The organism is Xanthomonas sp. NCPPB 3200 (assembly GCF_056393585.1).
Map to the genome: position 1 here is coordinate 4643089 of NZ_CM150785.1, position 23368 is coordinate 4666456.

At 66.5% G+C, this 23368-nt stretch carries 20 protein-coding genes, 1 other RNA gene and 1 pseudogene; 6 read left to right on the plus strand and 16 right to left on the minus strand.

Features of this window, described 5'->3' with window-relative positions; translation table 11 throughout:
- Positions 1-59 precede the first annotated feature (59 nt).
- Positions 60-3239 (minus strand): efflux RND transporter permease subunit, encoded by a 3180-nt coding sequence (locus AC06DU_RS20090; protein WP_104575783.1) that lies wholly within the window; start codon positions 3237-3239, stop codon positions 60-62.
- Here AC06DU_RS20090 and AC06DU_RS20095 point away from each other — a divergent pair.
- Complete coding sequence (locus tag AC06DU_RS20095) at positions 3238-3483, plus strand: hypothetical protein (RefSeq protein WP_478203077.1); 246 nt, start codon at positions 3238-3240, stop codon at positions 3481-3483. The genes AC06DU_RS20090 and AC06DU_RS20095 overlap by 2 nt on opposite strands.
- Positions 3484-3565: 82 nt before the next feature.
- Here AC06DU_RS20095 and AC06DU_RS20100 read toward each other — a convergent pair whose 3' ends face one another.
- From AC06DU_RS20100 to rsmG, 5 genes are all read right to left on the minus strand, one after another.
- Positions 3566-4828, minus strand: a complete 1263-nt coding sequence (locus AC06DU_RS20100) for an efflux RND transporter periplasmic adaptor subunit (RefSeq protein WP_478203078.1) — start codon at positions 4826-4828, stop codon at positions 3566-3568.
- A gap of 218 nt (positions 4829-5046) precedes the next feature.
- Positions 5047-6318, minus strand: a complete 1272-nt coding sequence (locus AC06DU_RS20105) for a TolC family protein (protein WP_478203079.1) — start codon at positions 6316-6318, stop codon at positions 5047-5049.
- Positions 6319-6373: 55 nt separating this feature from the next.
- On the minus strand, positions 6374-6757 hold the full coding sequence (locus tag AC06DU_RS20110) for a hypothetical protein (RefSeq protein ID WP_184627898.1): 384 nt from the start codon (positions 6755-6757) through the stop codon (positions 6374-6376).
- A gap of 767 nt (positions 6758-7524) precedes the next feature.
- Positions 7525-9345 carry a DUF885 domain-containing protein gene (locus tag AC06DU_RS20115; protein ID WP_478203080.1) on the minus strand — a complete coding sequence of 607 codons (1821 nt, stop codon included), beginning with the start codon at positions 9343-9345 and terminating at the stop codon, positions 7525-7527.
- A 139-nt stretch (positions 9346-9484) separates the two neighbouring features.
- The gene (rsmG, locus tag AC06DU_RS20120; RefSeq protein WP_016901826.1) at positions 9485-10126 is read right to left on the minus strand and encodes a 16S rRNA (guanine(527)-N(7))-methyltransferase RsmG; all 642 of its coding nucleotides are present in this window, start codon (positions 10124-10126) and stop codon (positions 9485-9487) included.
- Between the two features lie 342 nt (positions 10127-10468).
- On the opposite strand from rsmG, the gene AC06DU_RS20125 reads away from it, so the two are divergent.
- Positions 10469-12097: an alkaline phosphatase D family protein gene (locus tag AC06DU_RS20125; RefSeq protein WP_478204460.1), complete on the plus strand. Its 1629-nt coding sequence runs from the start codon at positions 10469-10471 to the stop codon at positions 12095-12097.
- Positions 12098-12726: 629 nt separating this feature from the next.
- Here the strand turns inward: AC06DU_RS20125 and AC06DU_RS20130 are convergent.
- Entirely contained in the window at positions 12727-13338 is a 612-nt protein-coding gene (locus AC06DU_RS20130; RefSeq protein ID WP_478203081.1) for an SMI1/KNR4 family protein, read from the minus strand.
- A 106-nt stretch (positions 13339-13444) separates the two neighbouring features.
- On the opposite strand from AC06DU_RS20130, the pseudogene AC06DU_RS20135 reads away from it, so the two are divergent.
- A pseudogene (locus AC06DU_RS20135) lies at positions 13445-13681 on the plus strand (alkaline phosphatase D family protein); the annotation flags it as partial.
- A gap of 111 nt (positions 13682-13792) precedes the next feature.
- Here AC06DU_RS20135 and AC06DU_RS20140 read toward each other — a convergent pair.
- On the minus strand, positions 13793-14389 hold the full coding sequence (locus AC06DU_RS20140; protein ID WP_478203082.1) for a 4'-phosphopantetheinyl transferase family protein: 597 nt from the start codon (positions 14387-14389) through the stop codon (positions 13793-13795).
- Between the two features lie 126 nt (positions 14390-14515).
- Between AC06DU_RS20140 and AC06DU_RS20145 the strand changes: the two genes are divergently transcribed.
- Complete coding sequence (locus AC06DU_RS20145) at positions 14516-14767, plus strand: GlsB/YeaQ/YmgE family stress response membrane protein (RefSeq protein ID WP_016901812.1); 252 nt, start codon at positions 14516-14518, stop codon at positions 14765-14767.
- Positions 14768-14822: 55 nt separating this feature from the next.
- Here AC06DU_RS20145 and AC06DU_RS20150 read toward each other — a convergent pair whose 3' ends face one another.
- Both AC06DU_RS20150 and xth read right to left on the minus strand, forming a co-directional pair.
- The gene (locus AC06DU_RS20150) at positions 14823-15260 is read right to left on the minus strand and encodes a GFA family protein (protein ID WP_043087731.1); all 438 of its coding nucleotides are present in this window, start codon (positions 15258-15260) and stop codon (positions 14823-14825) included.
- Positions 15257-16036, minus strand: a complete 780-nt coding sequence (xth, locus tag AC06DU_RS20155) for an exodeoxyribonuclease III (RefSeq protein WP_039513469.1) — start codon at positions 16034-16036, stop codon at positions 15257-15259. Before xth ends, AC06DU_RS20150 begins: the two co-directional genes overlap by 4 nt.
- Positions 16037-16530: 494 nt before the next feature.
- On the opposite strand from xth, the gene AC06DU_RS20160 reads away from it, so the two are divergent.
- Positions 16531-17679, plus strand: a complete 1149-nt coding sequence (locus AC06DU_RS20160) for an ROK family protein (protein WP_478203083.1) — start codon at positions 16531-16533, stop codon at positions 17677-17679.
- A gap of 85 nt (positions 17680-17764) precedes the next feature.
- Here the strand turns inward: AC06DU_RS20160 and AC06DU_RS20165 are convergent, their stop codons facing one another.
- The 4 genes from AC06DU_RS20165 to AC06DU_RS20180 all read right to left on the minus strand — a co-directional run bounded on the left by AC06DU_RS20165 (position 17765) and on the right by AC06DU_RS20180 (position 20696).
- Positions 17765-18478, minus strand: a complete 714-nt coding sequence (locus tag AC06DU_RS20165) for a hypothetical protein (RefSeq protein WP_407077131.1) — start codon at positions 18476-18478, stop codon at positions 17765-17767.
- A gap of 92 nt (positions 18479-18570) precedes the next feature.
- Complete coding sequence (locus AC06DU_RS20170; protein ID WP_478203084.1) at positions 18571-19461, minus strand: peptidylprolyl isomerase; 891 nt, start codon at positions 19459-19461, stop codon at positions 18571-18573.
- A 90-nt stretch (positions 19462-19551) separates the two neighbouring features.
- Positions 19552-19627, minus strand: a non-coding RNA gene (locus AC06DU_RS20175) — sX9 sRNA.
- Positions 19628-19688: 61 nt separating this feature from the next.
- A complete protein-coding gene (locus AC06DU_RS20180; protein ID WP_024937571.1) occupies positions 19689-20696 on the minus strand; it encodes a glycerophosphodiester phosphodiesterase family protein in 1008 nt (335 codons plus the stop codon).
- Between the two features lie 172 nt (positions 20697-20868).
- Between AC06DU_RS20180 and AC06DU_RS20185 the strand changes: the two genes are divergently transcribed.
- Positions 20869-21114 carry a hypothetical protein gene (locus tag AC06DU_RS20185; protein WP_478203085.1) on the plus strand — a complete coding sequence of 82 codons (246 nt, stop codon included), beginning with the start codon at positions 20869-20871 and terminating at the stop codon, positions 21112-21114.
- 205 nt (positions 21115-21319) lie between these two features.
- Here AC06DU_RS20185 and AC06DU_RS20190 read toward each other — a convergent pair whose 3' ends face one another.
- Positions 21320-23047: a cation acetate symporter gene (locus AC06DU_RS20190; RefSeq protein WP_065033399.1), complete on the minus strand. Its 1728-nt coding sequence runs from the start codon at positions 23045-23047 to the stop codon at positions 21320-21322.
- Positions 23044-23361, minus strand: coding sequence for a DUF485 domain-containing protein (locus AC06DU_RS20195; protein WP_024937573.1), 318 nt, complete (start codon positions 23359-23361; stop codon positions 23044-23046). The genes AC06DU_RS20190 and AC06DU_RS20195 overlap by 4 nt, the downstream gene beginning before the upstream one ends.
- Positions 23362-23368 lie beyond the last annotated feature (7 nt).

Below are 23368 nucleotides of genomic sequence, written 5' to 3' on the forward strand. Positions count from 1 at the left end.
AGCGATCCGGGCACAGCGAGCCGCGCATTATGCACGGCTTTCCTATGCGCCGCAAGCACTTAGCCCGCACTCCCCGCCCGCTCGCGGTGCAGCCAGCGATACAGCACCGGCAGCACCAGCAGGGTCAGCAAGGTCGACGAAACAATACCGCCGATCACCACCGTGGCCAGCGGGCGCTGCACCTCGGCCCCGGCGCCGACATTGAAGGCCATCGGCACAAAGCCCAGTGCGGCCACCAACGCCGTCATCAACACCGGGCGCAGGCGGCTCAGCGCGCCTTCGCGCAAGGCCTGCTCCAGCGACATGCCCTCGGCCCGCAGGCTGCGCACGAAGGCGATCATCACCAGGCCGTTGAGCACCGCCACCCCCGACAGCGCGATAAAGCCGACACCGGCGGAGATCGACAACGCCAGGCCGCGCAGCGCCAGCGCCACCACGCCGCCGGTCAGCGCCAGCGGCACGCCGCTGAACACCACCAGCGCATCGCGCAGCGAACCGAACGACCAGTACAGCAGCGCGAAGATCAGCAGCAAGGTGCCCGGCACCACCCAGGCCAGGCGCTGGCCGGCGGAGATCAGTTGCTCGAAGGTGCCGCCGTAGCCGATCCAGTAACCGGTGGGCAGCACGACCTCGGCCTGCACACGCTGCTGCACCTCGGCGACGAACCCGCCCAGGTCGCGGTCGCGCACATTGGCGGTGATCACAATGCGGCGCTTGCCGTCTTCGCGATTGATCTGGTTGGGCCCGAGCACGGTTTGTACCTTTGCGACCTCGCGCAGCGGCACCGTGGTCGGTTCGCCACTGCGCCAGCCGGCCGCGCGGCTGGACTCGTCGACATCGGCGCGCTCGCCATCGCCACGCAGCGGGATCGGCAGATCGGCCAATGCGGTCGGGTCCTGTCGCAGGCCTTCGGGCAGGCGCACCACGATGTCGAACCGGCGGTCGCCTTCGAACAACTGCCCGGCCGCCTGCCCACCCACCGCCGCCGACACCGTGTCCTGCACCACGCCGGGATTGAGGCCATAACCGGCCAGCGCGGCGCGATCGGGCACCACCGCCAGCATCGGCAAGCCGGTGGCCTGCTCCAGGCTCACGTCGGCCGCACCCGGCACCGTGCTGGCGACTTCCTGGACGCGCTGCCCCAGCTTGACCAACGTGTCCAGGTCGTCGCCGTAGACCTTGATCGCCACATCCGCACGCACGCCGGAAATCAGCTCGTTCATGCGCATCTGGATCGGCTGGGTGAACTCGTAGTTGTTGCCGGGCAGCTGCTTCACCGCTTCCTCGATCTCGGCCACCAACTGCGCTTTGGGTTTGCGCGGGTTCGGCCACCGCGCGCGCGGATGCATGATCAAGAACGTATCGGCCACCGACGGCGGCATCGGATCGGTCGCCACTTCGGCAGTCCCGAGCTTGCCGAACACATGCGCCACCTCCGGAAACTGCTTGATGCGTTTTTCCAGCGTGGACTGCATGGTGATGGCCTGTTCCAGGCTGGTGCCGGGAATGCGCAAGGCGTGCAGCGCGATGTCGCCTTCGTCCAGGTTCGGGATGAACTCGCTGCCCAGGCGCGTGGCCAATACCGCGCACAGCGCCACCGCCACCACCGCGCCGAGACCGACCCAACGGCCGTGATGCAGCGCGCGATCCAGCAAGGGCGCATACACGCCGCGCGCCCAGCGCATCGCGCGGTTCTCTTGCTCGGCCACCTTGCCGCCGAGCAACAAGGCGATCGCTGCGGGGACAAAAGTGAGCGACAGCAACATCGCACCGCTCAGCGCCAGCACAACAGTGATCGCCATCGGATGGAACATCTTGCCTTCGATGCCGGTGAGTGCGAACACCGGCAGATACACCGCCGTGATGATGCCCAGGCCGAACAGGCTGGGCCGGATCACCTCTGCCGTGGCTTCGGCAGTCAGTTCGAAACGCTCGTCGCGCTCGAGCACCCGCCCCAGGCGCAATTGCGCCTGGCCGAAGCGGCGCAGGCAGTTCTCCACGATGATCACCGCGCCATCGACGATCAAGCCGAAATCCAGCGCACCCAGACTCATCAGGTTGCCGGACACGCCACCGCGCACCATGCCAGTGAGGGTGAACAACATCGCCAGCGGAATCACCGCCGCTGTGATCAGGGCCGCACGCACATTGCCCAGCAGCAGGAACAGCACCACGATCACCAGCAACGCGCCTTCGATCAGGTTCTTGGCGACGGTGACGATGGTGCGGTCCACCAGCGCGGTGCGGTCGTAGACCGGCACCGCCTGCACGCCGGCCGGCAAACTGGCATTGGCCACTTCCAGGCGCTGCGCGGCGGCCTGCGCCACGGTGCGGCTATTGGCGCCGACCAGCATGAACACCGTGCCGAGCACCACTTCGGTGCCGTCCTGGGTGGCCGCACCGGTGCGCAACTCGCGCCCCTCGCCGACCTGCGCCACATCGCGCACCCGGATCGGCACGCCTTGGCGCCGATCCAGCACGATCGCCCCGATCTGCGCGATATCGTCCACCTGCCCCGGCACCCGCACCAGGAACTGCTGGCCGTTACGTTCGATATAGCCGGCACCGATGTTGCGGTTGTTCGCCTCCACCGCGCGCGCCACATCGTCCAGCGTGAAACCCAGGGCGACCAGGCGTGCCGGGTCCGGGGTGATGTGGATCTGCCGCGCATAGCCGCCGATGGTATTGACCTCGGTGACGCCGGGCACATTGCGCAACTGCGGGCGCACTACCCAGTCCTGCAGGGTGCGCAGATCGGTGGCTGTCCACGCACTGCCATCGGGCTTGCGCGCATTCGCTTTGGCTTCGACCGTGTACATGAAGATCTCGCCAAGCCCGGTCGCGATCGGCCCCAGCTGCGGCTCCAACTCGGCCGGCAGCTGCGACTTGACCTGCTGCAGCCGCTCGGCAACCTGCTGCCGCGCAAAATACAGGTCCGTGCCATCGGCAAAGACCGCCGTCACCTGCGACAAGCCGTAGCGCGACAACGAGCGTGTGGATTCCAGCCCCGGCAAGCCCGCCAGCACCGTCTCCAGCGGAAACGTCACCCGCTGCTCCGACTCCAGCGGCGAGTACCCCGGCGCGGCCGTGTTGACCTGCACCTGCACATTGGTGATGTCCGGCGTGGCATCGATCGGCAGGCGCGAAAAACTCCACGCCCCGATCGCAATCAACACCGCCGTCAACGCCAGCATCAACCACCGCTGCGCGATCGCGAACCGAATGATGTTAGTGAGCATGACGCGCACCTCCGCGCACACTCGGCGCAACGGCGTGCGCAGCCACGTCGATCAACGCGTGCGTACACACGCACGACGCCTGTGCAATCGCAGCGTGCTGCCGTCGGCCGACAGCAGCACCACAGAGAGGATCCCGACCTTCGCCGCTATCGCGATCGCCCCCGACGCATCCGACTTTCGCAGCGCAGATTCTCACGCTGTTGCTGGCGTGATCGCCTGCGCCGTGAGTGCGTGGACGACGTAAAAAACGTTTCACCGAAGAATGGATGAACTGTGCGCAAGCACGCGCTTGCGGTCGAGGCAGACGCAAACCGGAAGCGCAGCGGTCAATGATCATGCGATGCCCCCGACTTCTCGATATCGGCCTTCACCAGATAACTCTGCACCACCACCACCGCGTCACCCGCGGTCAGACCCGACACCACCTGCACCTGCTGCGCATCACGCGCGCCCAACTTCACCGGCCGCACCTCGTACACATCCCCCACCCGCACGAACACCACCTCCCAGTCGCGGAACTGCTGCAAGGCCCCCACCGGCACCACCATTGCCGCCGGCTGCTGCGCCACCGTCACCCGCGCCTTCACCGCCGAGCCTGGCCGCCACAAGCCGTCGTCGTTGCGCAACACCGCGCGCGCCACCGTGCTCTGACTCGCGGTGGCCGTGCCCGGCAACACGCGCTCCAATGTGGTCTGCGCCACCACGCCATCGCTGATGCGCGTCACCGTCACCGGTGCGCCGGCGGTGATGTGCCCGGCATCGGCGCCGAAGATGTGCAGATCCACCCACAGGCTCGACAGGTCGGCAATCTCGAACAACGCCTGGCCTTCGCTGGCGTTGCTGCCCAGGCTGGCGTTGCGGGCGAGCACGGTGCCGCTGATCGGCGCGCTGACCGAATACGTGGTCAGGCTCAGGTTGCTCTCCACCGTGGCCAGCACCTGGCCGGCGCGCACCTGGTCGCCGACGTTGACGCGCAGGCTGCGCACCGGCCCGGGGAAGCGGGCGGTGGCCTGCGCCTGCGCACCTTCTGCCGGCGTCAGCAGGCCTTGCACTTCGTGCTGGTCGGCGATGCTGCCGGGACCGACCGGCGCGACCCGGATGCCGGCGTCCTGCGCGATTTTCGCCGCGATGGTGGTGCGCCCTTCATAGCTGGGATAGGCCCAACGATGCGACTTGCCCTGCACGGTGGCGCGTACTTCCACATCGAACGAATGCGGCTCGCCGACCGTGCTGTCTGCCAACAGGCTGCCATCGTCGCGTGCGCGCAGTCGATGCACTTCGTTGACGCCGCCAAGCCGGGTCAAACGCACTTCGACACTGCCGGCGCTGGGTGGCAACGGCTTGCCGTCGCGGTACAGCCAGGCACGATACGTCGGCGGTGTGCCGTCTTCGGCAATCGCCAGCTCCACGCTGTCGCCGCCCTGTTCGAGCAGGCGCCCGCCGTGCGCGCCTTTTTCGGCTTCCTCGCCATGTGCGTCGGCGTCGCCCTCGGCACCGGGCGTTGCGTGGTCATGCGATTGTTCGCCGCTGCGGCCGCAGCCACCCAGCAGCAGCGCCAGCAACAGCGGTGCGAGCAGAAAACGTGTCATCGAAGAAAATCCTGGTTGGCGCCGACGCTGTGCGTCGGGCGAACGAACGAAGATGGTGTGCGCTGGATGCCTTGGATGCGCAGTACGCGCGGTAGGCGCGCGCAGCGCTTGGCGACTGCTGGATGCCGATGCGGTTGCAAGCGTCGAGGCCGATACCGGCGCAGCAGATCCACGCGGATGCAGGCAGGCAGGGCGAAAACGCGCAGCGGAGGTAGCGCTCATGGCCCCACCTGCGCAGTGCTGTCGGCCACGAACGGCTGCCCGGTCAGGCGCTGGATCTCGATCAATGCGGTCTGCGCTTCCAATGCGGCGGCCAGTTGCTGCTGGCGTGCATCGCTGCGCTGTGCCTGCAGCTGCGCCCAGTCCAGATAACTGGTGGCGCCGGCGCGGTACGCGCGCTCGGCGGCGGCATCGGCGCGCGCAAGTGCGGGCAGCACATCGCTGCGCATGCGCGCCACTTCCAGCTGCGCGGCGCGGTAGCGGCCATGCGCGTCGGCCAGCGTGGCGTAGAGCGCCAGTGCCTGCGATTGGCGTTCGATCTCCAGCAACGACAGCTCCGCTTCGGCGGCGCGGATCTCCGGTTGCGCACGGGCGGCGCTGCCCAGCGCCAGCGAAACGCTGCCCAGCAGTGCGGTGGCGTCGTTGGCTTCGAGCCGGCGCACGCCCACCTGCCAGTCCAGGTCCGGGCGCGCCTGGCTGCGTGCCAGCCGCACCCGCGCCTCGCGCACGCGCTGCTCACCGTTCAAGCGCGCCAGTTCGGGGGTGGCATCGAGCAGCTGCGCCAGCACCTCGAACTCGGGAACCGCCGGCAGCTGCAATGGGTCGCCGGTGACATCGCCGAAGTCCGGCGTGCGCTGCCCCCACAACACCGCCAGCTGGCGGCGCGCGGCCAGCAGTTCCTGCTGCGCGCGATCGCGCTCCAGTTCCGCGCGCGCCTGTAGGGCCTGGGCGGTCAGCAGCACCGATTCGGGCGATGCGCCGGCCTGCAGACGCTGGCGCGCGGCACTGACGGTGCGTTGGCGCTGGGCCAGGATTTCCAAGGCGGCCGCATGCCGTTGCGCGGCCATGCCGATGGCCAGATAGCGCCGGGCGACTTCGGCCAGCACGTCCAGCCGCACCAGCGCCCGCTGCGGGGCCAGCGCGTCGATGCGTGCCTGGGCCAGGGTGCGGCGCGCGTCCAGCTTGCCGCCCCGTTCCAGCACGCCGGCCAGGGTGACGGTGAGTTCGGCTTGGTCCAGCGCGCGGGTCGGGCCGCTGCCGAACACATTTTCCAGTTCGGCGCCGATGCGCAACGGCGGACGCAGCGCGTCGCGCTCGGCGTCGGCGGTGAGGACCGCGCGCTGACCATCGGCCAGGCGCAGGTCGGGGTGCTGCCGAGCAACGCGCGCGATGGCGTCGTCCAGGGTCAGCACGGGCTTGGGCGGTACGTCCTGCGCCATGGCGCACGGCACGACCGCGAAGACGGCAAGTGCCGTCAGTCGCAACCACATGAGGGTGTCTCCGGAATCGGGATCGATGGACAGGCCGGCAGCCGCCGGCGATGCATCAGGCCGCGATCGGGGGACGCAATCCGGTCTCGCTCAGGTGCGAGCGGTAGTACGCGAGCACGGCCACGGGCTGGGCCTGCGTGTGCGTGGACAACGGCAGCCAGGCCAGCGCCGGCAAGACGGCCGGATTCTGGCCGTGGCAGTAGCCGCTATGCATCAGGGCGTGCATCAGGCCGGCCCCATCGCGCTCGCCGGCATCGCCTTCGTCGGCGCCATCATGGCCGTGCGGCGCGGTGTCTTCCAGATGCATCTGGTGGTGCGCCAGCGCATGCACATCGCCCAGCGCGCAGGCCACCGGTGCGACCAGCACGCCCATGGCCAGCACCGCCAGCGCCATCAGGCGCAGCAAGGGGTGCAACAGGCGGGCGCGACGCAGCAGCATGGGCGCAGCCTATCGGGGCCAGGGCAGTTACACAATCGCATGCCTGCCGCGCAGCATCGCAGGAGCGGACCTGGCCGCGACGCCGTCCTGGTCAGCGCGATGGCACTTCGCCTACATGCTGGTTGGTCGCAGACAGCACCCGGGAGGGCGAGAAGCTGCCGACGATTACCTGGAACTGGGATCGAAGCCATGGCGGCGCCGGGGTCGGGACGGCGTCGCGGCCGGGTCCGCTCCTACGTGGAGCGGACCGTTTGGCCAGCGCCATCAGGCGCAACAGGCGGGCGCGACGCAGCAACACGGGCGGTCGTAGGAGCGGACCTGGCCGCGACGCCGTCCTGGTCAGCGCGATGGCACTCCGCCTACATGCTGGTTGATTGCAGACAGCGCCCGGGAGGGCGAGAAGCTGCCGACGATTACCTGGATCTGGGATCGAGGCCATGACGGCGCCGGGGACGGCGTCGCGGCCGGGTCCGCTCCTACGTGGAGCGGACCGGTGGCCAGGGTCAGGGCGCGGCGGCGCCATCAGACGCAACAGGCGGGCGCGACGCAGCAACACGGGCGGTCGTAGGAACGGACCTGGCCGCGACGCCGTCCTGGTCAGCGCGATGGCACTTCGCCTACATGCTGGTTGATCGCAGACAGCGCCCGGGAAGGCGAGAAGCTGCCGACGATTACCTGGAACTGGGATCGAGGCCAGGACGGCACCGGGGACGGGGACGGCGTCGCGGCCGGGTCCGCTCCTACGTGGAGCGGACCGTTGGCCGGGGTCAGGGCGCGGCGGCGCTGGGCTTGGACGTTGCCGGGCGCGCCTTGCTCTCGGCGATAAACGCGCGCACCTGCTGCTCCAGCACCGGCAAGGTCACCGAGCCCTGCTTCAGCACCGCGTCGTGGAAGGCCTTGATGTCGAAGCGGTCGCCCAGCTCCTGTTCGGCCTCTGCGCGCAGCTTGACGATGCTGATCTCGCCCAGCTTGTAGCTCAGCGCCTGGCCGGGCCAGGAGATGTAGCGGTCCACCTCGGTGGTGACCTCGTGCTCGCTCAGCGCGGTGCGCTCGCGCAGGTAGGCCAGCGCCTGCTCGCGGCTCCAGCCGTCGTGGTGCACGCCGGTGTCAATCACCAACCGGCAGGCACGCCACATTTCGTAGGTGAGCCGGCCGAATTCCTCGTACGGGGTCTCGTAGATGCCCATCTCCTGGCCGAGCTTTTCGGTGTACAGCGCCCAGCCTTCGCCGTAGGCGGAGATATAGTTTTCGCGGCGGAACGCCGGCTGGTCGCCCTGCTCCAGCGCCAGCGAGCCCTGCAGCGAATGCCCGGGCGAGGACTCGTGCAGGGTCAGCGCCGGCAGGTTGTACAACGGCCGCGACGGCAGGTTGTAGGTGTTGACCCAGTAGGTGGTGGCGCCGCCGCGGCCGGCGGTCCAGAACGGGGCGATATCGTCCGGCACCGGCTTGATGGTGAAGCGCCCGCGCGGCAGCGTGCCGATGAACCTGCCGACCTGCCCGTCCACCCGCTTGGAGATCCACGCAGCGCGATCGAGCAGTTCCTGCGGGGTCTTGGCATAGAACTGCGGGTCGGTGCGCAGGAAGGTCAGGAACTGCGCGAAACTGCCCTTGAAACCGACCTGCTTGATGATCGCGTCCATCTGCGCCTGGATGCGCGCCACCTCGTCCAGGCCGATCGTGTGGATCTGCTCCGGCGTCAGGTCCAGCGTGGTGTATTCGCGGATCTGCTGGCGATAGAACGCCTTGCCGTCGGGCAGCGCTTCGGCCGCCAGCGTGGTGCGCGCCTTGGGCATGTACTCGTCGCGGAAAAAGCTCAGCAGCTTGCTGTAGGCCGGCAGCACTGCATTGCTCAGCGCGGCCTTGGCCTGTTCGCGCAACTGCGCCTGTTCGGCGGCGGGGATCTGCGCCGGCAGCTGCTTGAACGGCGCGTAGAAGCTGGACGCGGTGGGATCCTTGACATCGGCCACGGTGGCGATGGAAACGTCGCGGCCATCCAGCACCGCGCGCGGCACGCTGAACCCGCGCGCCAGGCCGGCGCGCATGTTGGCGGTCTGCTGCTCGAAGTAGCGCGGCACATCGTTGAGGCGCGCGATGTAGGCGCGGTACTCGGCAGCGGTCTTCATCGGCCGCTGCGCCATGAAGCCGAGGTTGGACCAGAACGAGCTGTCCGAATTGAACGGCATCTCGTACAGGCGCAGGCGCACCTCGGCGGCGAGGTTTTCCACCTGCGGGCGGTAGATGGCGTAGTTGACCTGGTTGGCGGGCGAGAGCTGTTTCGGGTCGATGCCGTCGAGCTGCTTGAGCACGCCGTCCCATACCGCCAGGCGCGCCTGCTGCGCGGCCGGGCCGACATCGGGCAGATGGGTGTTGTCGCCGGTGGTGTCGCTGTCTTCGTCGGCCTGGCCGGTCTCGGCCTGGCGCCAGTTCCACTCTTTTTCGTAGATGGCGCGGAAGCGCGCATCGGCGGGGCGCTCGGCGGTCAGCGTGGCGGGCGCCGCTGGTGCCGGTGCGGCGGCCTGCGCCGAGGTGGCGGCGAAGCTTGCGCCCAGCAGGGCGAGCGAAAGTGCGGCGGCGAGAGGAGATGTCACGTGCGGGCGGCCTGCGTTCGGATCGAACGTTCGATCATGGCAGCCCGGGCGGCAGCTGCCATGGGCCGGAAGTCCCAGCGCGGGGATTGCGGGTCGCGGCTTGCGGAGTGAATGCGCGCGACCGGACAGGCCGGCCGCTTCAGCCTGCCTTGCGCACCACCACCAGATGCCGCTCGCCGTCCAGGCCCGGCACCTGCAGCGGATGCACCTCGCCCACCGTCCAGCCAGCGGGCAGTGCGGCGATCTCGTCGTGCGGGTAGACGCCCTTCATCGCCAGCAGGCTGCCGCCCGGGCGCAGCAGGTGGCCACCGACGTCAATGATGCCGGCCAGCGTATCCAGCGCCCGCGCGGTGAGATGGTCGTAGGCGGCCGGCTCGTCCAGCGCTTCGGCGCGCGATTCGGCCACGCGTGCGTTGCCCAGCGCCAGCTGGCGCAGCGCCTCGCGCATGAAGCGGGCCTTCTTGCCGTTGCTTTCCACCAGGGTCACCTGCAGCTGCGGGCGGGTGATCGCCAGCGGGATGCCGGGCAGGCCGGGGCCGGTGCCCAGATCGGCCAGGGTGCCGCTGGCGATGTAGGGCTGCATGGCCAGCGAATCGAGCAGATGGCGGGTGACCATCTCGCGCGGGTCGCGTACGGCAGTGAGGTTGTAGGTCTTGTTCCAACGCACCAGCAGCGTCAGATAGCGCAGCAACGGCGCGGCAAAGGCCGCATCCAGGGATTGGGCCTGCAGGCCGTTGGCCAGCGCAGCGGCTACATCGGGGGGAAGTGCGGCATCGTTCATGCCGCGATTATCGCAGCTGGCTGGCGTGCAGGTGCGTGCCGCGCAGGTTGGCGATGCGTGGCGCGTGAGCGCGTGGGCCGCAAGCCGACGTACGTGAACTTGCCCAGCACAACGTCCAGGCCTGCGGTGCCGCAAGACCTGCCACCCACGACAGCCGCCGCTGCACCGGCGTATGGACATCGCTGTGGGCAGGGTCACCCGCCGCGGTGGCATACCCGTATCCGCCATCGGCAGTCGATGACACAGGCAAGCCTGCGCCGACAGCGACACCACTGCCGCTGCCATTGAACGGACATGCGCCCGTCGCACTATGGTCGCGTTCGCCAGATCGCCTGTATGCCCATGTCTTTGATCGACCCGTCTTCCGCATCGCCCCTGCCCGGTCCCGGCAACGCAGCTGCCACCGTGGATCACGGCCGCCGCCGTCTTCTCGTTGCCGGTGCCGGGCTGGCGGCCGCCGGACTGCTCAGCCCGTTCGCACGTGCCAACGGCAGCCCGGACCCGTTCACCCTGGGCGTGGCCGCGGGCGACCCGCTGGCCGATGGCTTTGTCATCTGGACCCGGCTAGCACCGCGCCCGCTGGAGCCGGATGGACGCGGCGGGCTGACCGCCCCGGTGCAGGTGCGCTGGCAGGTGGCCAGCGACCCGGGCATGCGCCACATCGTGCGCCAGGGTCAGACCGTTGCCAGCCCGGCCTGGGGCCATGCGGTGCATGTGGAGGTCGCCGGCCTGGCCGCCGATCGCCCGTACTGGTACGGCTTCCAGGCGCTGGGCGCGCGCAGCCCTATCGGCAGCGCGCGCACCTTGCCGGCACCGCACCAGTTGCCGGATGCCGCACGGCTGGGCTTTGTGTCCTGCTCGCACTGGGAGCTGGGCTATTTCAGCGCCTACCGCCACCTGGCCGCCGAACAGCCGGACCTGGTGTTCTTCCTCGGCGATTACATCTACGAATACAGCAACCACGGCGAGGCAGCGAACAAGATCGTGCGCCCGCATGGCAGCGGCGAGTGCCTGGATCTGGCCGGCTACCGCAACCGCTATGCGCTGTACCGCACCGACCCCGACCTGCAGGCGCTGCACGCCGGCAGCGCCTGCGTGGCGACCTGGGACGACCACAAGGTGCAGAACGATTACGCCAACCGCTGGTCGCAGGACCCGTCGATTCCGGTCGACACCTTCCTGGCCCGGCGTGCGGCCGCCTACCGTGCCTTCTACGAACACTTCCCGCTGCGCGCACGCAGTCGCCCACATGGCGCCGACATGCGCATCTACCGCTCGCTGGACTACGGCCAGCTGGCGCGTTTCTACGTGCTCGATGGGCGCCAGTACCGCAGCGAACAACCCTGCCCGCAGGCCAACGGCTGGCGCGGCGGGCATGTGGTGGATGACAGTTGCCACGAACGCACCGACCCACGCCGCAGCATGCTCGGCTGGGAACAGGAGCGCTGGCTGCATGGCGCCTTCGCGCAGTCGGCCGCGCGCTGGAACGTGATTGCGCAGGATCTATTGGTGGCACCGATGAACCAGCACGGCCGCGACGGCGTGCTCGGGCACTGGACCGACGGCTGGGACGGCTACCCGGCCACGCGCACCCGCATGCTCGATGCAATTACCAGGACCCGACTGCGCAACCCGGTGTTCTGGGGCGGCGACATCCATTCGTACTGGGTCACCGATCTGAAGGCCGATCCGGCCAACCCCGACTCGCCGACGCTGGCCACCGAATTCGTCGGCACCTCGATCACTTCCGACGGCCAGCGCAACGCCGAGCTGCAACAGACCATGGCGCTCAATCCACACGTGCACTACGCCGAAGGCGAAACCCGCGGCTATGTCTCGGTGACGCTGACACCGGGCCGGATGGACACGCGCCTGCAAGGCATCTCAGACCGCCGCGACCGCGATGCAACCGTCTCGACGCTGAAGCGCTTCGTGGTCGAGGACGGCAAGGCGGGGGCGGTGGAGGCGTGATCAACTATAAATGCCTGCATCGACAAGATATGGGCCAGGATTGATCGATGCCTTCGAGCTCGCCCCTGAGAAAGAACAGCACCTTCAGTAAAAATCCAATGTATCCCATCTTGGGTCAATAACAGCCTTTCCGTCCCAGCGAATTCACCATTTTTCGGGACATCACGCATGAAATCTTGGCCCGCACTTGGAAAAATTTCAAAGAATTCTGAAATCAGCGCGAATTGAAGCGCAGAAAATTTGGAGAGCAACTCTCTTGTAATCAATGTCACTTAGCGGCCCCTCTGCTGCATTGCCTCTGCGGCCTCTTGTAGAAGCTGTGCCCCTTGCTGCGATGTGGTTGGTACAGTTTGCACAGGAACCTTTATACCGGCTTTGATTGCGGCTGCTGCACGGTGGTGTCCATTAACTCAGCCCTACCGACTCCAACCAGCAGATCTCGCACGACAGCCTGGGCGGGCTAACGCCCGCCGAGTTTCGTGATCAACATCAACCGCAGACCTCTAGTTTTAGCTGGCACTGAATTACGTGGAGTCGACAGTTTGAAGCAAATACTTCTTCATCCAACGCAGATATCGGGTCCACAGAAAGATTTCCACGCACTCGACGTTCTGCAAGTTAACGCCAAGTCAATCAATTAATGGAGATGGAGATGGAGATGGAGATGGAGATGGAGATGTTGCTACTAGAGGATCAATCTCTGCGCCACCCTCACCAAATAATAATGACAGACGGTCTACTTCACATCTGATAAATTGATCAAAATCATCCCATTCATTTAAAACATCCGTTGAGTCAGGAGACCTATGCCGAATGATTGAGTTGCACTGATTAATAAACAAAATTGAGCCATCCCAATTATAGCTCCCAATATAAATTTCATTTTTATTTAGATTGCCAGGCCTAGCTATCGTATTTGCCTCAACCAAATCGAACGGCTGCCTTTTTCCAGCTGACCTAGACAACTGTGATCGCACTCCGAAAATAGATAGCGCACCTTGGAAAAGAACGAAACCATTACACTGGGCAAGTAACTCCAAGAAACTCTTGGGCAATTGAACCCCTGCTTCTTTCACGCTTTGTAGAAACTCGTTCGAATTAGCCTTCTCAAAAATGACGTGCAGATAAGCTCGACTACCTACCGATGGAAGATGATTTATTAGTATATTTCCATCTTCATCAATGACCCGTTTACTTGCAAGCCCATTTTCTAGGATGTCAACAAGTTCATCCCGATTCATGTGCATAATCATTTTCCTCGCTTTATTATTCGGGTCCCGGTTTCCACGATCCTACCGATCCTCCCGGATATAGACCTTGAGGATGCAGATCTTTGCAGCATTGGCCAATGCCGGCAGCTTCGGCCCGAATGCACTCGATGCCACCTTCGGCCCGACGGTGATCTTCCAGAAAGCACCGCCGGCGCCCAACCTGTCGCCGCTGGCCGGATTTCAGTTCTTTGGCGAAGTGGAGATCGATGCACGCACCGGCGTGCTGACGGTGACCTTGCGCAATCTGGATGGGGTGGCGCAGTTCCGTCAGCCGATTCTGCCGCACGCTGCGACGCGGCCGGAACATGCCTGAGACGTCGGTCGGACCAGCAACGCAAGCATCCATGTCCGGCACGTGCTGCATCACGGTCCAGGACGCAACGCGCACCTGCGCTGCAGCCACGCAGTGAAGCGATCACCGCGCCTATTCGGCCGGCAACGGGTAGAACGCCAGCGCAGCGCGGCAATCCGGTGCGGCCCACCATTCGTGCAACTGCCACTGCGTGGCCTGGCCGAGCACGGGGTCGCACCACTGCAACTGCAATGCGCCGTCGGGCGCCACTGCGTAGGCAAGCCGATGCAGGCCAAACGACAGGCCATGCCCGTACGCCTTGAGCAGCGCTTCCTTGGCGCACCACAGGCGGAAAAACAGCGCCTGTTGCGCGTCCGGCTGCAGGCCAGCCAGCACTGCGATTTCGTCGGCATGGAAAAATCGCTGCGCGATTTCCAGCAGACGTGGGCGCGCGCGGATGCGCTCCAGATCCACGCCCAGCCGCACGCCCTGCCCCAGGCCGACCAGCAGATAATCGCCGCTATGGCTCCAGCCGGTGTCCCGGTCGGGCAAGGCTGGCTGCAGCGACGGCCGCCCGCGCTCGTCACGCCGCAGCGGCACCTGGGCCGGTTCCAGCGCCAAAGCCTGGCCCAGCAACTCGCGCGCCTGTGGTTCGCCACGCTCGCCGTGCCGGTGCGGACGCAGCCACAGCTGCACCGGACCGATGTGCCAGCTTGCGTGCGCTGTCACGCTGCGTGCACCAAGCACAACAGCCGCATGCGCGTGCGACCGCGCTCGACAGTCACTTCACGCCGGTCTGCGTTGAATGGCGCCCATGCACTACTTCCGGTGCAATCGCATGAGGAGTTCGGCAACATGGGCATCATCATCTGGTTGATCGTCGGCGGCATCGTGGGTTGGCTGGCCAGCATCATCATGCGTCGCGATGCACAGCAGGGCATCATTCTCAATATCGTGGTCGGCATCGTCGGCGCGCTGATTGCCGGGTTCCTGTTCGGTGGCGGCATCAATCAGGCGATCACGCTGTGGACCTTCGTGTGGTCGCTGGTGGGTGCGGTGATCCTGCTGGCAATCGTCAATCTGTTCACCCGTGGACGCGTGCGCTAAGCACGCATCCACTGATGGAACATTCAACGCCCGGGCTTGCCCGGGCGTTGTCGTTTCAGCCATCGACCGGAGCGCGATCCAACGGATGGTGTACCCCATCTTCCACCGGCACGGCGATGTTCAACGCATAGGGATTGACGCCTTCCAGGCAGCCGACGTTGTAGCCATACTCGTTGGGATTGGAGCGCCGCCGATGATGCGTGTAGATACCGCAAACGCCGCAGAAGTAATGCGCCGCCGCATGCGTGTTGAACTGATACAGCCGCAGCACATCCTCGCCCTGCAGCACGTGCAGGCCATCCAGCGTCACCGAGGCGACGATGGCGCCCCGGCGGCGGCACATCGAGCAGTCGCAACGACGTGGATCGAGCAGGCCGTGCGGCAGATCCAGATCGATCTGTACCGCGCCGCAGTGGCAACTCAGCCGATGCACCGGGCTGATCGTGACCTCGCCAACCTTGTATGTGCTACGCCGCAGATGCCGCTCGCTCATGCGCCCGCCTCGGCCAGGCGCACCCAGGCCGGTGCGTGGTCGCTGGGGCGCTCCCAGGTGCGCGGTTCGCGATCGATGCCCGCGTCCACCGCGCGTGCGCGCAAGGCCTCCGAGACCAGGGTCAGATCGATGCGCAGGCCCAGATTGCGGCGGAATCCGGCCTGGCGGTAATCCCACCAGCTGAACTGCTCGGCTTGCTCATGATGCAGCCGGAACGCATCGTGCAGGCCCAGCGCCAGCAGTTGTTCCAGCGCGGCGCGCTCGGCGCTGGAGGTGAGGATGTGGTGCTCGTTCCACACTGCCGGATCGTGCACATCGCGCGCATCCGGAGCGATGTTGAAGTCGCCCAGCACCACCAGCTGGGGATACTTGTGCAGCTCCTGCGCCAGCCAGTCGTGCACCGCGGCCAGCCAGCGCAGCTTGTAGGCGTACTTGTCGGTGCCCACGTCCTGGCCGTTGACCACATACAGGTTGACGATGCGCACGCCATCGACGGTGGCGGCGATCACGCGCTGCTGCACGTCGTCGAAGCCGGGGATTCCCATCTGCACGTCCAGCGCCGGCGAGCGCGACAGGATCGCCACGCCGTTGTAGGTCTTCTGCCCGCAGAACACGCTGCGATAGCCGGCAGCGGCCAGCGCCGCATCCGGAAACTTGTGGTCTTCCAGCTTGGTTTCCTGGATGCCGACCACGTCGGGTGCGAACGTGCCCAGCCACTGTTGCAGGTGCGGCAGGCGCACATTGAGCGAGTTGACGTTCCAGGAGGCAATCTTCATGGCGTAGCGCGGACCGTGGTTCAAACCGCCAATGGTACCGCGCCGCCGGAGTGTGCTCAGGGGCGTGGGGCGATGCGCACGCCGAGCTGGTTGGCAACCGGGCGTTCCCGCTCGGAATGCCGGTGTGGATGAGACGATTGAGCGCGCGCAGGCGCACCGTCCACGCGCACGGTCAGGGTGCTGGAGCCGCAGTCGGCGACCAGCATCTATCGCTACTTGCGCGCGATCCAGTCCAGCGCGCGGCGCGGTTGGGCGCCTCGCCGTAGTCGGCGCGGCTGGCCTCGCGTGGCTGGCGCTTGCCGTCGGCCATCTCCAGCTCGGCGGTGCAGGTCGAGCAGGGGGGCAGCAGGCCGCGGCCGGGAACACGGACAGGTGCGCAGGCGTGAGGCGGGATGACCGCTGATGACAGAGGCCGGCAATTCAATAACTTACTGTAAATTAATTATTTCGACCGGACCGGGTAAGCTGGCCCCTCCCCCGCGCCACCGCTCGCCATGCCGTCCACTGCCGCTGTCGCATTGCCGCCGCATGCGCCGAATTTCCCCGGGTTGAGCCGCAACGGGCGCGACATGCTCGACCACCTGCGCCTGGCCGGCGTGCTCACCCGCGCCGACCTCAGCCGCGGCACTGGGCTGACCGTGCAGACTGCGGTGCGCCTGATCGAAGGCCTGCAGGCGCGCGGCATGGTCCACATGGGCAGCGGCGTGGCACGTGCCGGCCGCGGAAAGCCGGGGGTGGCGGTGTCGTTGAATCCGGCGCACGGCCACACCTTGGGCGTCTCCATCGCCACCGACGCGCTGAGCCTGGCGCTGGTGGACTTCGCCGGCCAGGTGCTGGCGGTCAGCGAGCTGCCGCTGGACGCGCGCAGTGCCGACGCGGTGTTGCTGCAGCTGCAGGCCGGCGACGCAGCGCTGCTGGCAGGCCTGGACCACGCGGTGGGGCCGCGGCTGGGGATCGGGTTGGCGATGAGCGGGTTCTTTACCGGCGAGGACGGGCGTATCAATCCGCCCGAACCGCTGCGCGCGCTTGGCGAGTTCGCCCTGGCGCCGTGGCTGGCGCAGGCCTGCGCGCAGCCGGTGTGGATGGACAACGACGGCAGCGTGGCCGCCGCCGGCGAAGCGATGCTGGGCGTGGGCCGTCGACATCGCGACTTTGCCTACCTCTATCTCAGCTACGGGTTCGGCGGCGGCCTGGTCATCGACGGCCAGGTCATGCGCGGTGCGCGCGGCAATGCCGGTGAATTCGCCGGCATGCTGCCGGCGCAGAAGCTCGAACGCGCCACGCTGGAACTGCTGCGCGAACTGCTGGCCGACGACGGCGTGGCGTTTGCCGACGTGCGCAGCCTGCTGGCCGCCTACGACCCGACCTGGCCGGCGATCGCGCGCTGGATCGCGCGCAGCGCGCCGGGGGTGTCGTTGATCGTCTCGGCAATCACCGCGGTGTGCGACCCGGAAGCGATCGTGTTCGGCGGCCGCCTGCCGGCCGATCTGGCCCGACGCCTGATCGCCGCCGTGCAGATCGACAACCTGCCGCGTCGCGGTCAGGGCAGGCCGATGCCGCTACTGCTGCCGGCCGAGGCACCGGCCGACGCCTGCGCGATCGGTGCGGCGACGCTGCCGTTGAAGGCGCGCTACTTCCGTTGACTGAAGGTGCCCCGCCCCTGTCGCGGGTGCTGACAGTCCGCGTTGCCGTTGGATGGGCGCTGGTTCGTGCGTCGCAGAACCGGCGTCAATCTGCGGTGGCAGCGCGCCCACGGCAGCAATAGCCGAACAACTCAACCGCCAGCTCACGTGCCTGTTGCTGCTGTTGTTGGGTGAGCGACTCCAGCAATTCGTCTTCTGCCTGCAACGGTGCCGATGGATCCAGCGCGTGGTCCGGCGGTTGGCGCGATGCCAGCCGCCACGCCGCCGCATACACCGGGTCGGGCGCATGCAACAACGGCGATTCCACCACCTGCGCCAAGGTGTCGATGGCATCGCGATGGCCCGCCAATGCCAGCGCTTCCAACTCGGCCACAATCGCGGCCATCTCCTGTTCGTCGCTCGCCGACAGTTGCGCAGGCATGCCGGCAGGTGCGCCGGCCACCGCACGTTGCAGCAACTCGGCCGCACGCTGCGCAAGTAGATAGCGTTGCGCATCGGTATCGCCGTGTGCCGCGGCCGTGCGTAGCAGCGCCTCGATCTGCAGCTGCGTGCCGGCGACGCAGCGACGGCCCTCCAACGGCGGCACCTGTGCACCGCCGTGCGCGATCTGCGCGGCTCGCTCCTCACCCTGTTGACGACAGGCCAGCTGTTGCATGGCGCTGTCGAACAGGCCCTGAGCGACGCGCGCCGGCAGCTGCGTCGATGCAACGCCGGCATGCACCGCAGGGCGCGCAGCGACGCTGCTCTGCGGGTGCAACGCAGCAGGCGTGCGCAGGCTCCACATTCCGGCGGCCGACATCGCTACGGCCACGCACACCGCGCCCGCCACCGGCCAGCGCGACCGCTTCCGATGCCATGGCCGCGCGCCAACGTTCAGCGCAGGCGCCGGCATCAACGCAGTGCCGCTTCCAGTGCGGCGCGATCGAACTGCAACGGGTTGTCCTGGCGCAGACGTTCCAGCGCAGCGGTGGCCGCCTGGTCGCGCAATTGCACTTCGATCTGTCCGCGCGCTGTCTCCAGCGTGGCGGGTATGCGCGCATCCACACGGATCAGGTGATATCCCTCCGGCCCGCGGACGGGGCCCGAAACCTGCCCCACGCCCAGCCCCTGCACGGGCGCAGCAAAGACATCGGCCACGTTGCGCAGGAAGATCGATGACAGCTGGCCGCCCTCGGCCGCAGTGCTAGCATCGTCGGATTCGCGCATTGCCAGTTCTTCGAAGGGCGTGCCGGCATCCAGCTGCTGCTTGAGCCGCTGTGCGCGTGCGAGCGCCTGCGCATCGGTCAACGGTGTGCCGCGCCGGGCATCGCCTTGGGGCTGCAGCGCCACGAATAGATGGCTGAGGCGAACCTCGTCGTAATCGTGCGGATGCGCATCGAACTGGGCCTGCACCTGCGTGGCGTCGATAGACGCGGCATCGCGTGCGCGCCGCTGCATTGCCTCGGCAAGAATGGCATCGGTGGCCTGACGGATGTGCGCGGCCACCACCGGGTCGTCTTGCAGATGCGCCTGACGGGCCTGGTCCACCAGCAGCAGCCGGTCGGCAAATTCGCGTACGAAACTCGGGTCGGCCGCAATGGCCGGATTGGCGTTCTGCGGCAGGTCGGCCAGGGCCAGCGCGCGATATTCCGGCGCACTGAAGGTCTGGTGTCCAATCTGCAGCACCTTTCCGGAAGCCGGGCCAGTGTGCAGGTGTGCATCGGGTGTGGCGGCCTGCGCCAGCGGTGTGGAGCAGGCAAGGCCCAACCAAAGCAGCCTAAAACAATGCGGTGTGGAAAACATGGGCAATCTCCGTCATGGCATGAACCGGCGGCGGCAGGTGCCGCCGCCGGGACCGCCGGCCCGCACGGGCCGGCAACAGCTGCTGAGAGCGGCTAACGAAACGTAGCGAGCAGTCGTCAGGTGGGCGTGGGCGACGCGGAGGGACCGGCGTGTACGAGTGGTACATGAGGACTCCGAGCACCGGCCGCGCCCGCCTGGCGGCTGCGCAGTAGTTTTGTCAGTTGCTCTTAGTCGTGCTTGCCGCGCGCACGCAGGTAGGCGATGGCCGCTTTCGGGTCGTCGCTGGTGATCAGGCCAAAGGCCTCGTCGCGTACGATGAAATCCAGATTGCCGCGATTGTCGGCCGTGTCGCGGCCACCGCCGTAGGAGAAATACAGATCCGACAGCGCGTAGCAGCAGGCGCCGCTGTTTTGATAGAACTTGCCAGCAGACGGGCCATCCGGAATGGCCTGGAAGACGCCCACGCGATACCCACGCTCGCGAATGAAATCGGCATCGCTCTGCAGCAGGCCGCCGAGTTGCTTGACGTTGATCTCCATCGTCTGGTGACCGTTGTTCATCCATGCCGAAATCGTCTGGCGCACATTGATCTTGCCCAGCATGTTGGTGGTGAACACCGGTATGCCGACCATGCCGCTGCCATCTGCACGGTAGGCATCGCGACTGGTGTACAGCGTTGCATTGACCTTGGCGGCCACATAGCTGCCCGATGCCGCGCCGAACTGGCTTTCGGCGGCCTTGCGCACTGCGCGTACCGTGGCCGCATCCTTGATGTCGAACACCATCGGCGTACGCAGGTTGTGCTGCTTGTAATAGGCAAACAGCTCATCCACACGCGGTACGTGATAGCCGGTGGTGGTACGACGATCGGGCGTCAGCAGGAACAACTGGCTGACCTGCGACCACGGGGTGACCAGAATCGACGGGTTGACGCCCTGGTTGGTGATCGGGTCGTACTTCACTCCGGGATGTTGCTGCCACACGGTGGTGGTGCGGCCCAGGTTGTAGTCGTGCAGCAATACCGGCACGCCATCGCTGGTGAGCTTGACGTCCAGCTCCACGCCATCCATGCACTGGTCGTTGGCGATCTGCAGCGAGCCGCGCGAGTTTTCCGGCATATCGGCGATGCCGGCGTATTTGCCCCATAAGCCACGGTGCGCCAGCACAACGGTATTGGAGGAGTTGAACAGGATGCGTTGCATCTTGATATCGGAGCTGTCGTTGCAGGCGGCCATCGCCAGCTGCGGCAGTGCAGCCAGCAGGGCCAAGGCGCCGAACAGGCGGCAGGCGCGGGCCAGCGGATGTGGAGCGAGGAGGATAGGCATGGTCTCGGTGTCCCGGTTCGTAGGTACAGGAAGGGCAAGAGGTGGACGAGAGCCGACGGGTCGACGCAATCGGCGGACTCGCTTGCAGCGCACTCGCCAACCGGTCGATACCGGGGGAGAGGCCAAGCCGGGCGTGATCAGCGTTCGGCTTGCGGCCAATTTAGTCACCCTAGATGACTTAATTTCTTCGCTGGTGTTGCGGTTGTTCGCGATCGCGCAGGCATTGCGTGCAAAACGAAGCGGGCGATGCGATCGCATCGATGCCACGCAAGGACGCAGCGCTGTCGTGCGCGCGCATCGCGTCGGACGCCTGCGCATCGAGGTCTGATGGGGCGTTGCGCCCGGGCCGTCACGACACTGGATCGCTGTCGGCACCCGCGCGGTGCGCGCGCTCGACCGATACCCCCTCGGCCTTCGCGTCAGAAGACGATCGTAGGGGCGTGGCAACACAGACGCTGCCCGCTGCCAGCCTTGGCCAAAACGCAAAACGCCGGCACAAGGCCGGCGTTCTGCGACTGCGCAGTGACTGTACGTCAGTGACCCGACGCACCGCTGGCACCCAGGCCGGTTTCGGCACGGATCTGCTGCGCCTTGAACGCTGCACGTTCGTTGGCGGCCTGCGGGCTGTGATCCAGGATCGAGAACAGCCAGATGCCGACAAAGCCAATGGTCATCGAGAACAGCGCCGGCGAGGTGTACGGGAACGGCGCCGAACCGGCTGCGTTGCCCAGCGTGTCCACCCACACCGACGGCGACAGGATGGTGAGCACCAGCGACGAGACCAGGCCCAGGAAACCGCCGACCACCGCACCGCGGGTGGTGCAGTTCTTCCACAACAACGACAGGATCAGCACCGGGAAGTTGGCCGAGGCCGCGATGGCGAACGCCAGCGACACCATGAAGGCCACGTTCTGCTTCTCGAACACGATGCCCAGCAGCACCGCGATCACGCCCAGCACCAGGGTGGTGGCACGCGAGACCTTCAGCTCCGAACCCGGCGCCGGATTGCCCTTCTTGATCACCGTGGCGTACAGGTCATGCGACACCGCCGAGGCGCCGGACAGGGTCAGGCCTGCGACCACCGCCAGGATGGTGGCGAAGGCTACCGCCGAGATGAAGCCCATGAACACGTTGCCGCCCACTGCATTGCCGACCAGCACTGCCGCCATGTTGGCCGCGCCCTTGCCGCCGTGGATGGTGCCGGTGGCGACATCGGCGAACTGCGGGTTGGTCAGCACCAGCGCGATCGCACCGAAGCCGATGATGAAGATCAGGATGTAGAAGTAGCCGATCCAGGTGGTGGCCCACAGCACCGACTTGCGCGCCTGCTTGGCATCGGGAACGGTGAAGAAGCGCATCAGGATGTGCGGCAGGCCGGCGGTGCCGAACATCAGCGCCATGCCGAACGAGATCGCCGAGATCGGGTCCTTCACGAAGCCGCCCGGGCCCATGATCGACAGGCCGGCCTTGGCCGCGTCCTCCGGCGATGCGCCGCCATTGGCCGCGATCGCGGTCTTCACCCGCACGCCCTCGGCAAACAGCGCCTCGAAGCTGAAGTTGAAGTGCCACATGATCGCCACCGCCATGAAGGTCACGCCGGTCAGCAGCAGCACTGCCTTGATGATCTGCACCCACGTCGTGGCGGTCATGCCGCCGAACAGCACGTAGACCATCATCAGCACGCCGACCAGGGTCACCGCCACCCAGTAGTCCAGGCCGAACAGCAGCTTGATCAAGGCGCCGGCGCCGACCATCTGTGCGATCAGATAGAACAGCACCACCACCAGCGTGCCCGACGCGGCAAAGCTGCGGATGGCGGTCGGCGCAAAGCGATAGCCGGCCACGTCGGCGAAGGTGTACTTGCCGAGGTTGCGCAGCCGTTCGGCCATCAGGAAGGTCAGGATCGGCCAGCCGACCAGAAAGCCGATCGCATAGATCAGGCCGTCGTAGCCATTGGCCATCACCGCTGCGGTGATGCCCAGGAATGAAGCCGCCGACATGAAGTCGCCGGCGATCGCCAGGCCGTTCTGGAAGCCGGTGATGCCACCGCCGGCGGTGTAGAAGTCCGAGGCCGACTTGGTCTTGGCCGCCGCCCACTTGGTGATCCACAAGGTGCCCAGCACGAAGAAGCCGAACATGCCGATCGCCACCCAGTTGGTGGGCTGCTTGTCGACCTGGCCCATGTCGCCGCCGGCGGCCAGCGCGATGCCGGCCGGCATCAGCCCGGCCAGGATCAGGAGAAGGCGCGAATACTTGCTCATTTGCGTGCGTCCTCGAGGATCTGCGCGGTCAGCTGGTCATAGGTGTTGTTGGCGCGGCGCACGTAAATGGCGGTGATGACGATGGTGAACACCATCACCCCGATCGCGATCGGGATGCCGATCGAGGTCACGCCGGCACCGATCGGCTTGGCGAGGAATTCCTTGTCGAAGGCGATCAGGCCGATGTAGCCGTAATAGGCCAGCAACATCAGCACGGTGAGGGTCCAGCCCAGCGCGTTGCGCTGGCGCTTGAGTGCGTGGTACTTCGGATTGGCATCGATCTTGGCGATCAGTGCGTCATTCGAGACGGTCATTGTCTGT

What these genes read in the sequence shown, in the direction of transcription:
- AC06DU_RS20095 (WP_478203077.1), top strand. Translation starts at nt 3,238, where the DNA reads ATGACGCGCACCTCCGCGCACACTCGGCGCAACGGCGTGCGCAGCCAC.
- AC06DU_RS20090 (WP_104575783.1), bottom strand. Translation starts at nt 3,239, where the DNA reads ATGCTCACTAACATCATTCGGTTCGCGATCGCGCAGCGGTGGTTGATG.
- AC06DU_RS20100 (WP_478203078.1), bottom strand. Translation starts at nt 4,828, where the DNA reads ATGACACGTTTTCTGCTCGCACCGCTGTTGCTGGCGCTGCTGCTGGGT.
- AC06DU_RS20105 (WP_478203079.1), bottom strand. Translation starts at nt 6,318, where the DNA reads ATGTGGTTGCGACTGACGGCACTTGCCGTCTTCGCGGTCGTGCCGTGC.
- AC06DU_RS20110 (WP_184627898.1), bottom strand. Translation starts at nt 6,757, where the DNA reads ATGCTGCTGCGTCGCGCCCGCCTGTTGCACCCCTTGCTGCGCCTGATG.
- rsmG (WP_016901826.1), bottom strand. Translation starts at nt 10,126, where the DNA reads ATGAACGATGCCGCACTTCCCCCCGATGTAGCCGCTGCGCTGGCCAAC.
- AC06DU_RS20125 (WP_478204460.1), top strand. Translation starts at nt 10,469, where the DNA reads ATGTCTTTGATCGACCCGTCTTCCGCATCGCCCCTGCCCGGTCCCGGC.
- AC06DU_RS20130 (WP_478203081.1), bottom strand. Translation starts at nt 13,338, where the DNA reads ATGAATCGGGATGAACTTGTTGACATCCTAGAAAATGGGCTTGCAAGT.
- AC06DU_RS20145 (WP_016901812.1), top strand. Translation starts at nt 14,516, where the DNA reads ATGGGCATCATCATCTGGTTGATCGTCGGCGGCATCGTGGGTTGGCTG.
- AC06DU_RS20150 (WP_043087731.1), bottom strand. Translation starts at nt 15,260, where the DNA reads ATGAGCGAGCGGCATCTGCGGCGTAGCACATACAAGGTTGGCGAGGTC.
- xth (WP_039513469.1), bottom strand. Translation starts at nt 16,036, where the DNA reads ATGAAGATTGCCTCCTGGAACGTCAACTCGCTCAATGTGCGCCTGCCG.
- AC06DU_RS20160 (WP_478203083.1), top strand. Translation starts at nt 16,531, where the DNA reads ATGCCGTCCACTGCCGCTGTCGCATTGCCGCCGCATGCGCCGAATTTC.
- AC06DU_RS20165 (WP_407077131.1), bottom strand. Translation starts at nt 18,478, where the DNA reads ATGTCGGCCGCCGGAATGTGGAGCCTGCGCACGCCTGCTGCGTTGCAC.
- AC06DU_RS20170 (WP_478203084.1), bottom strand. Translation starts at nt 19,461, where the DNA reads ATGTTTTCCACACCGCATTGTTTTAGGCTGCTTTGGTTGGGCCTTGCC.
- AC06DU_RS20180 (WP_024937571.1), bottom strand. Translation starts at nt 20,696, where the DNA reads ATGGCCGCCTGCAACGACAGCTCCGATATCAAGATGCAACGCATCCTG.
- AC06DU_RS20190 (WP_065033399.1), bottom strand. Translation starts at nt 23,047, where the DNA reads ATGAGCAAGTATTCGCGCCTTCTCCTGATCCTGGCCGGGCTGATGCCG.
- AC06DU_RS20195 (WP_024937573.1), bottom strand. Translation starts at nt 23,361, where the DNA reads ATGACCGTCTCGAATGACGCACTGATCGCCAAGATCGATGCCAATCCG.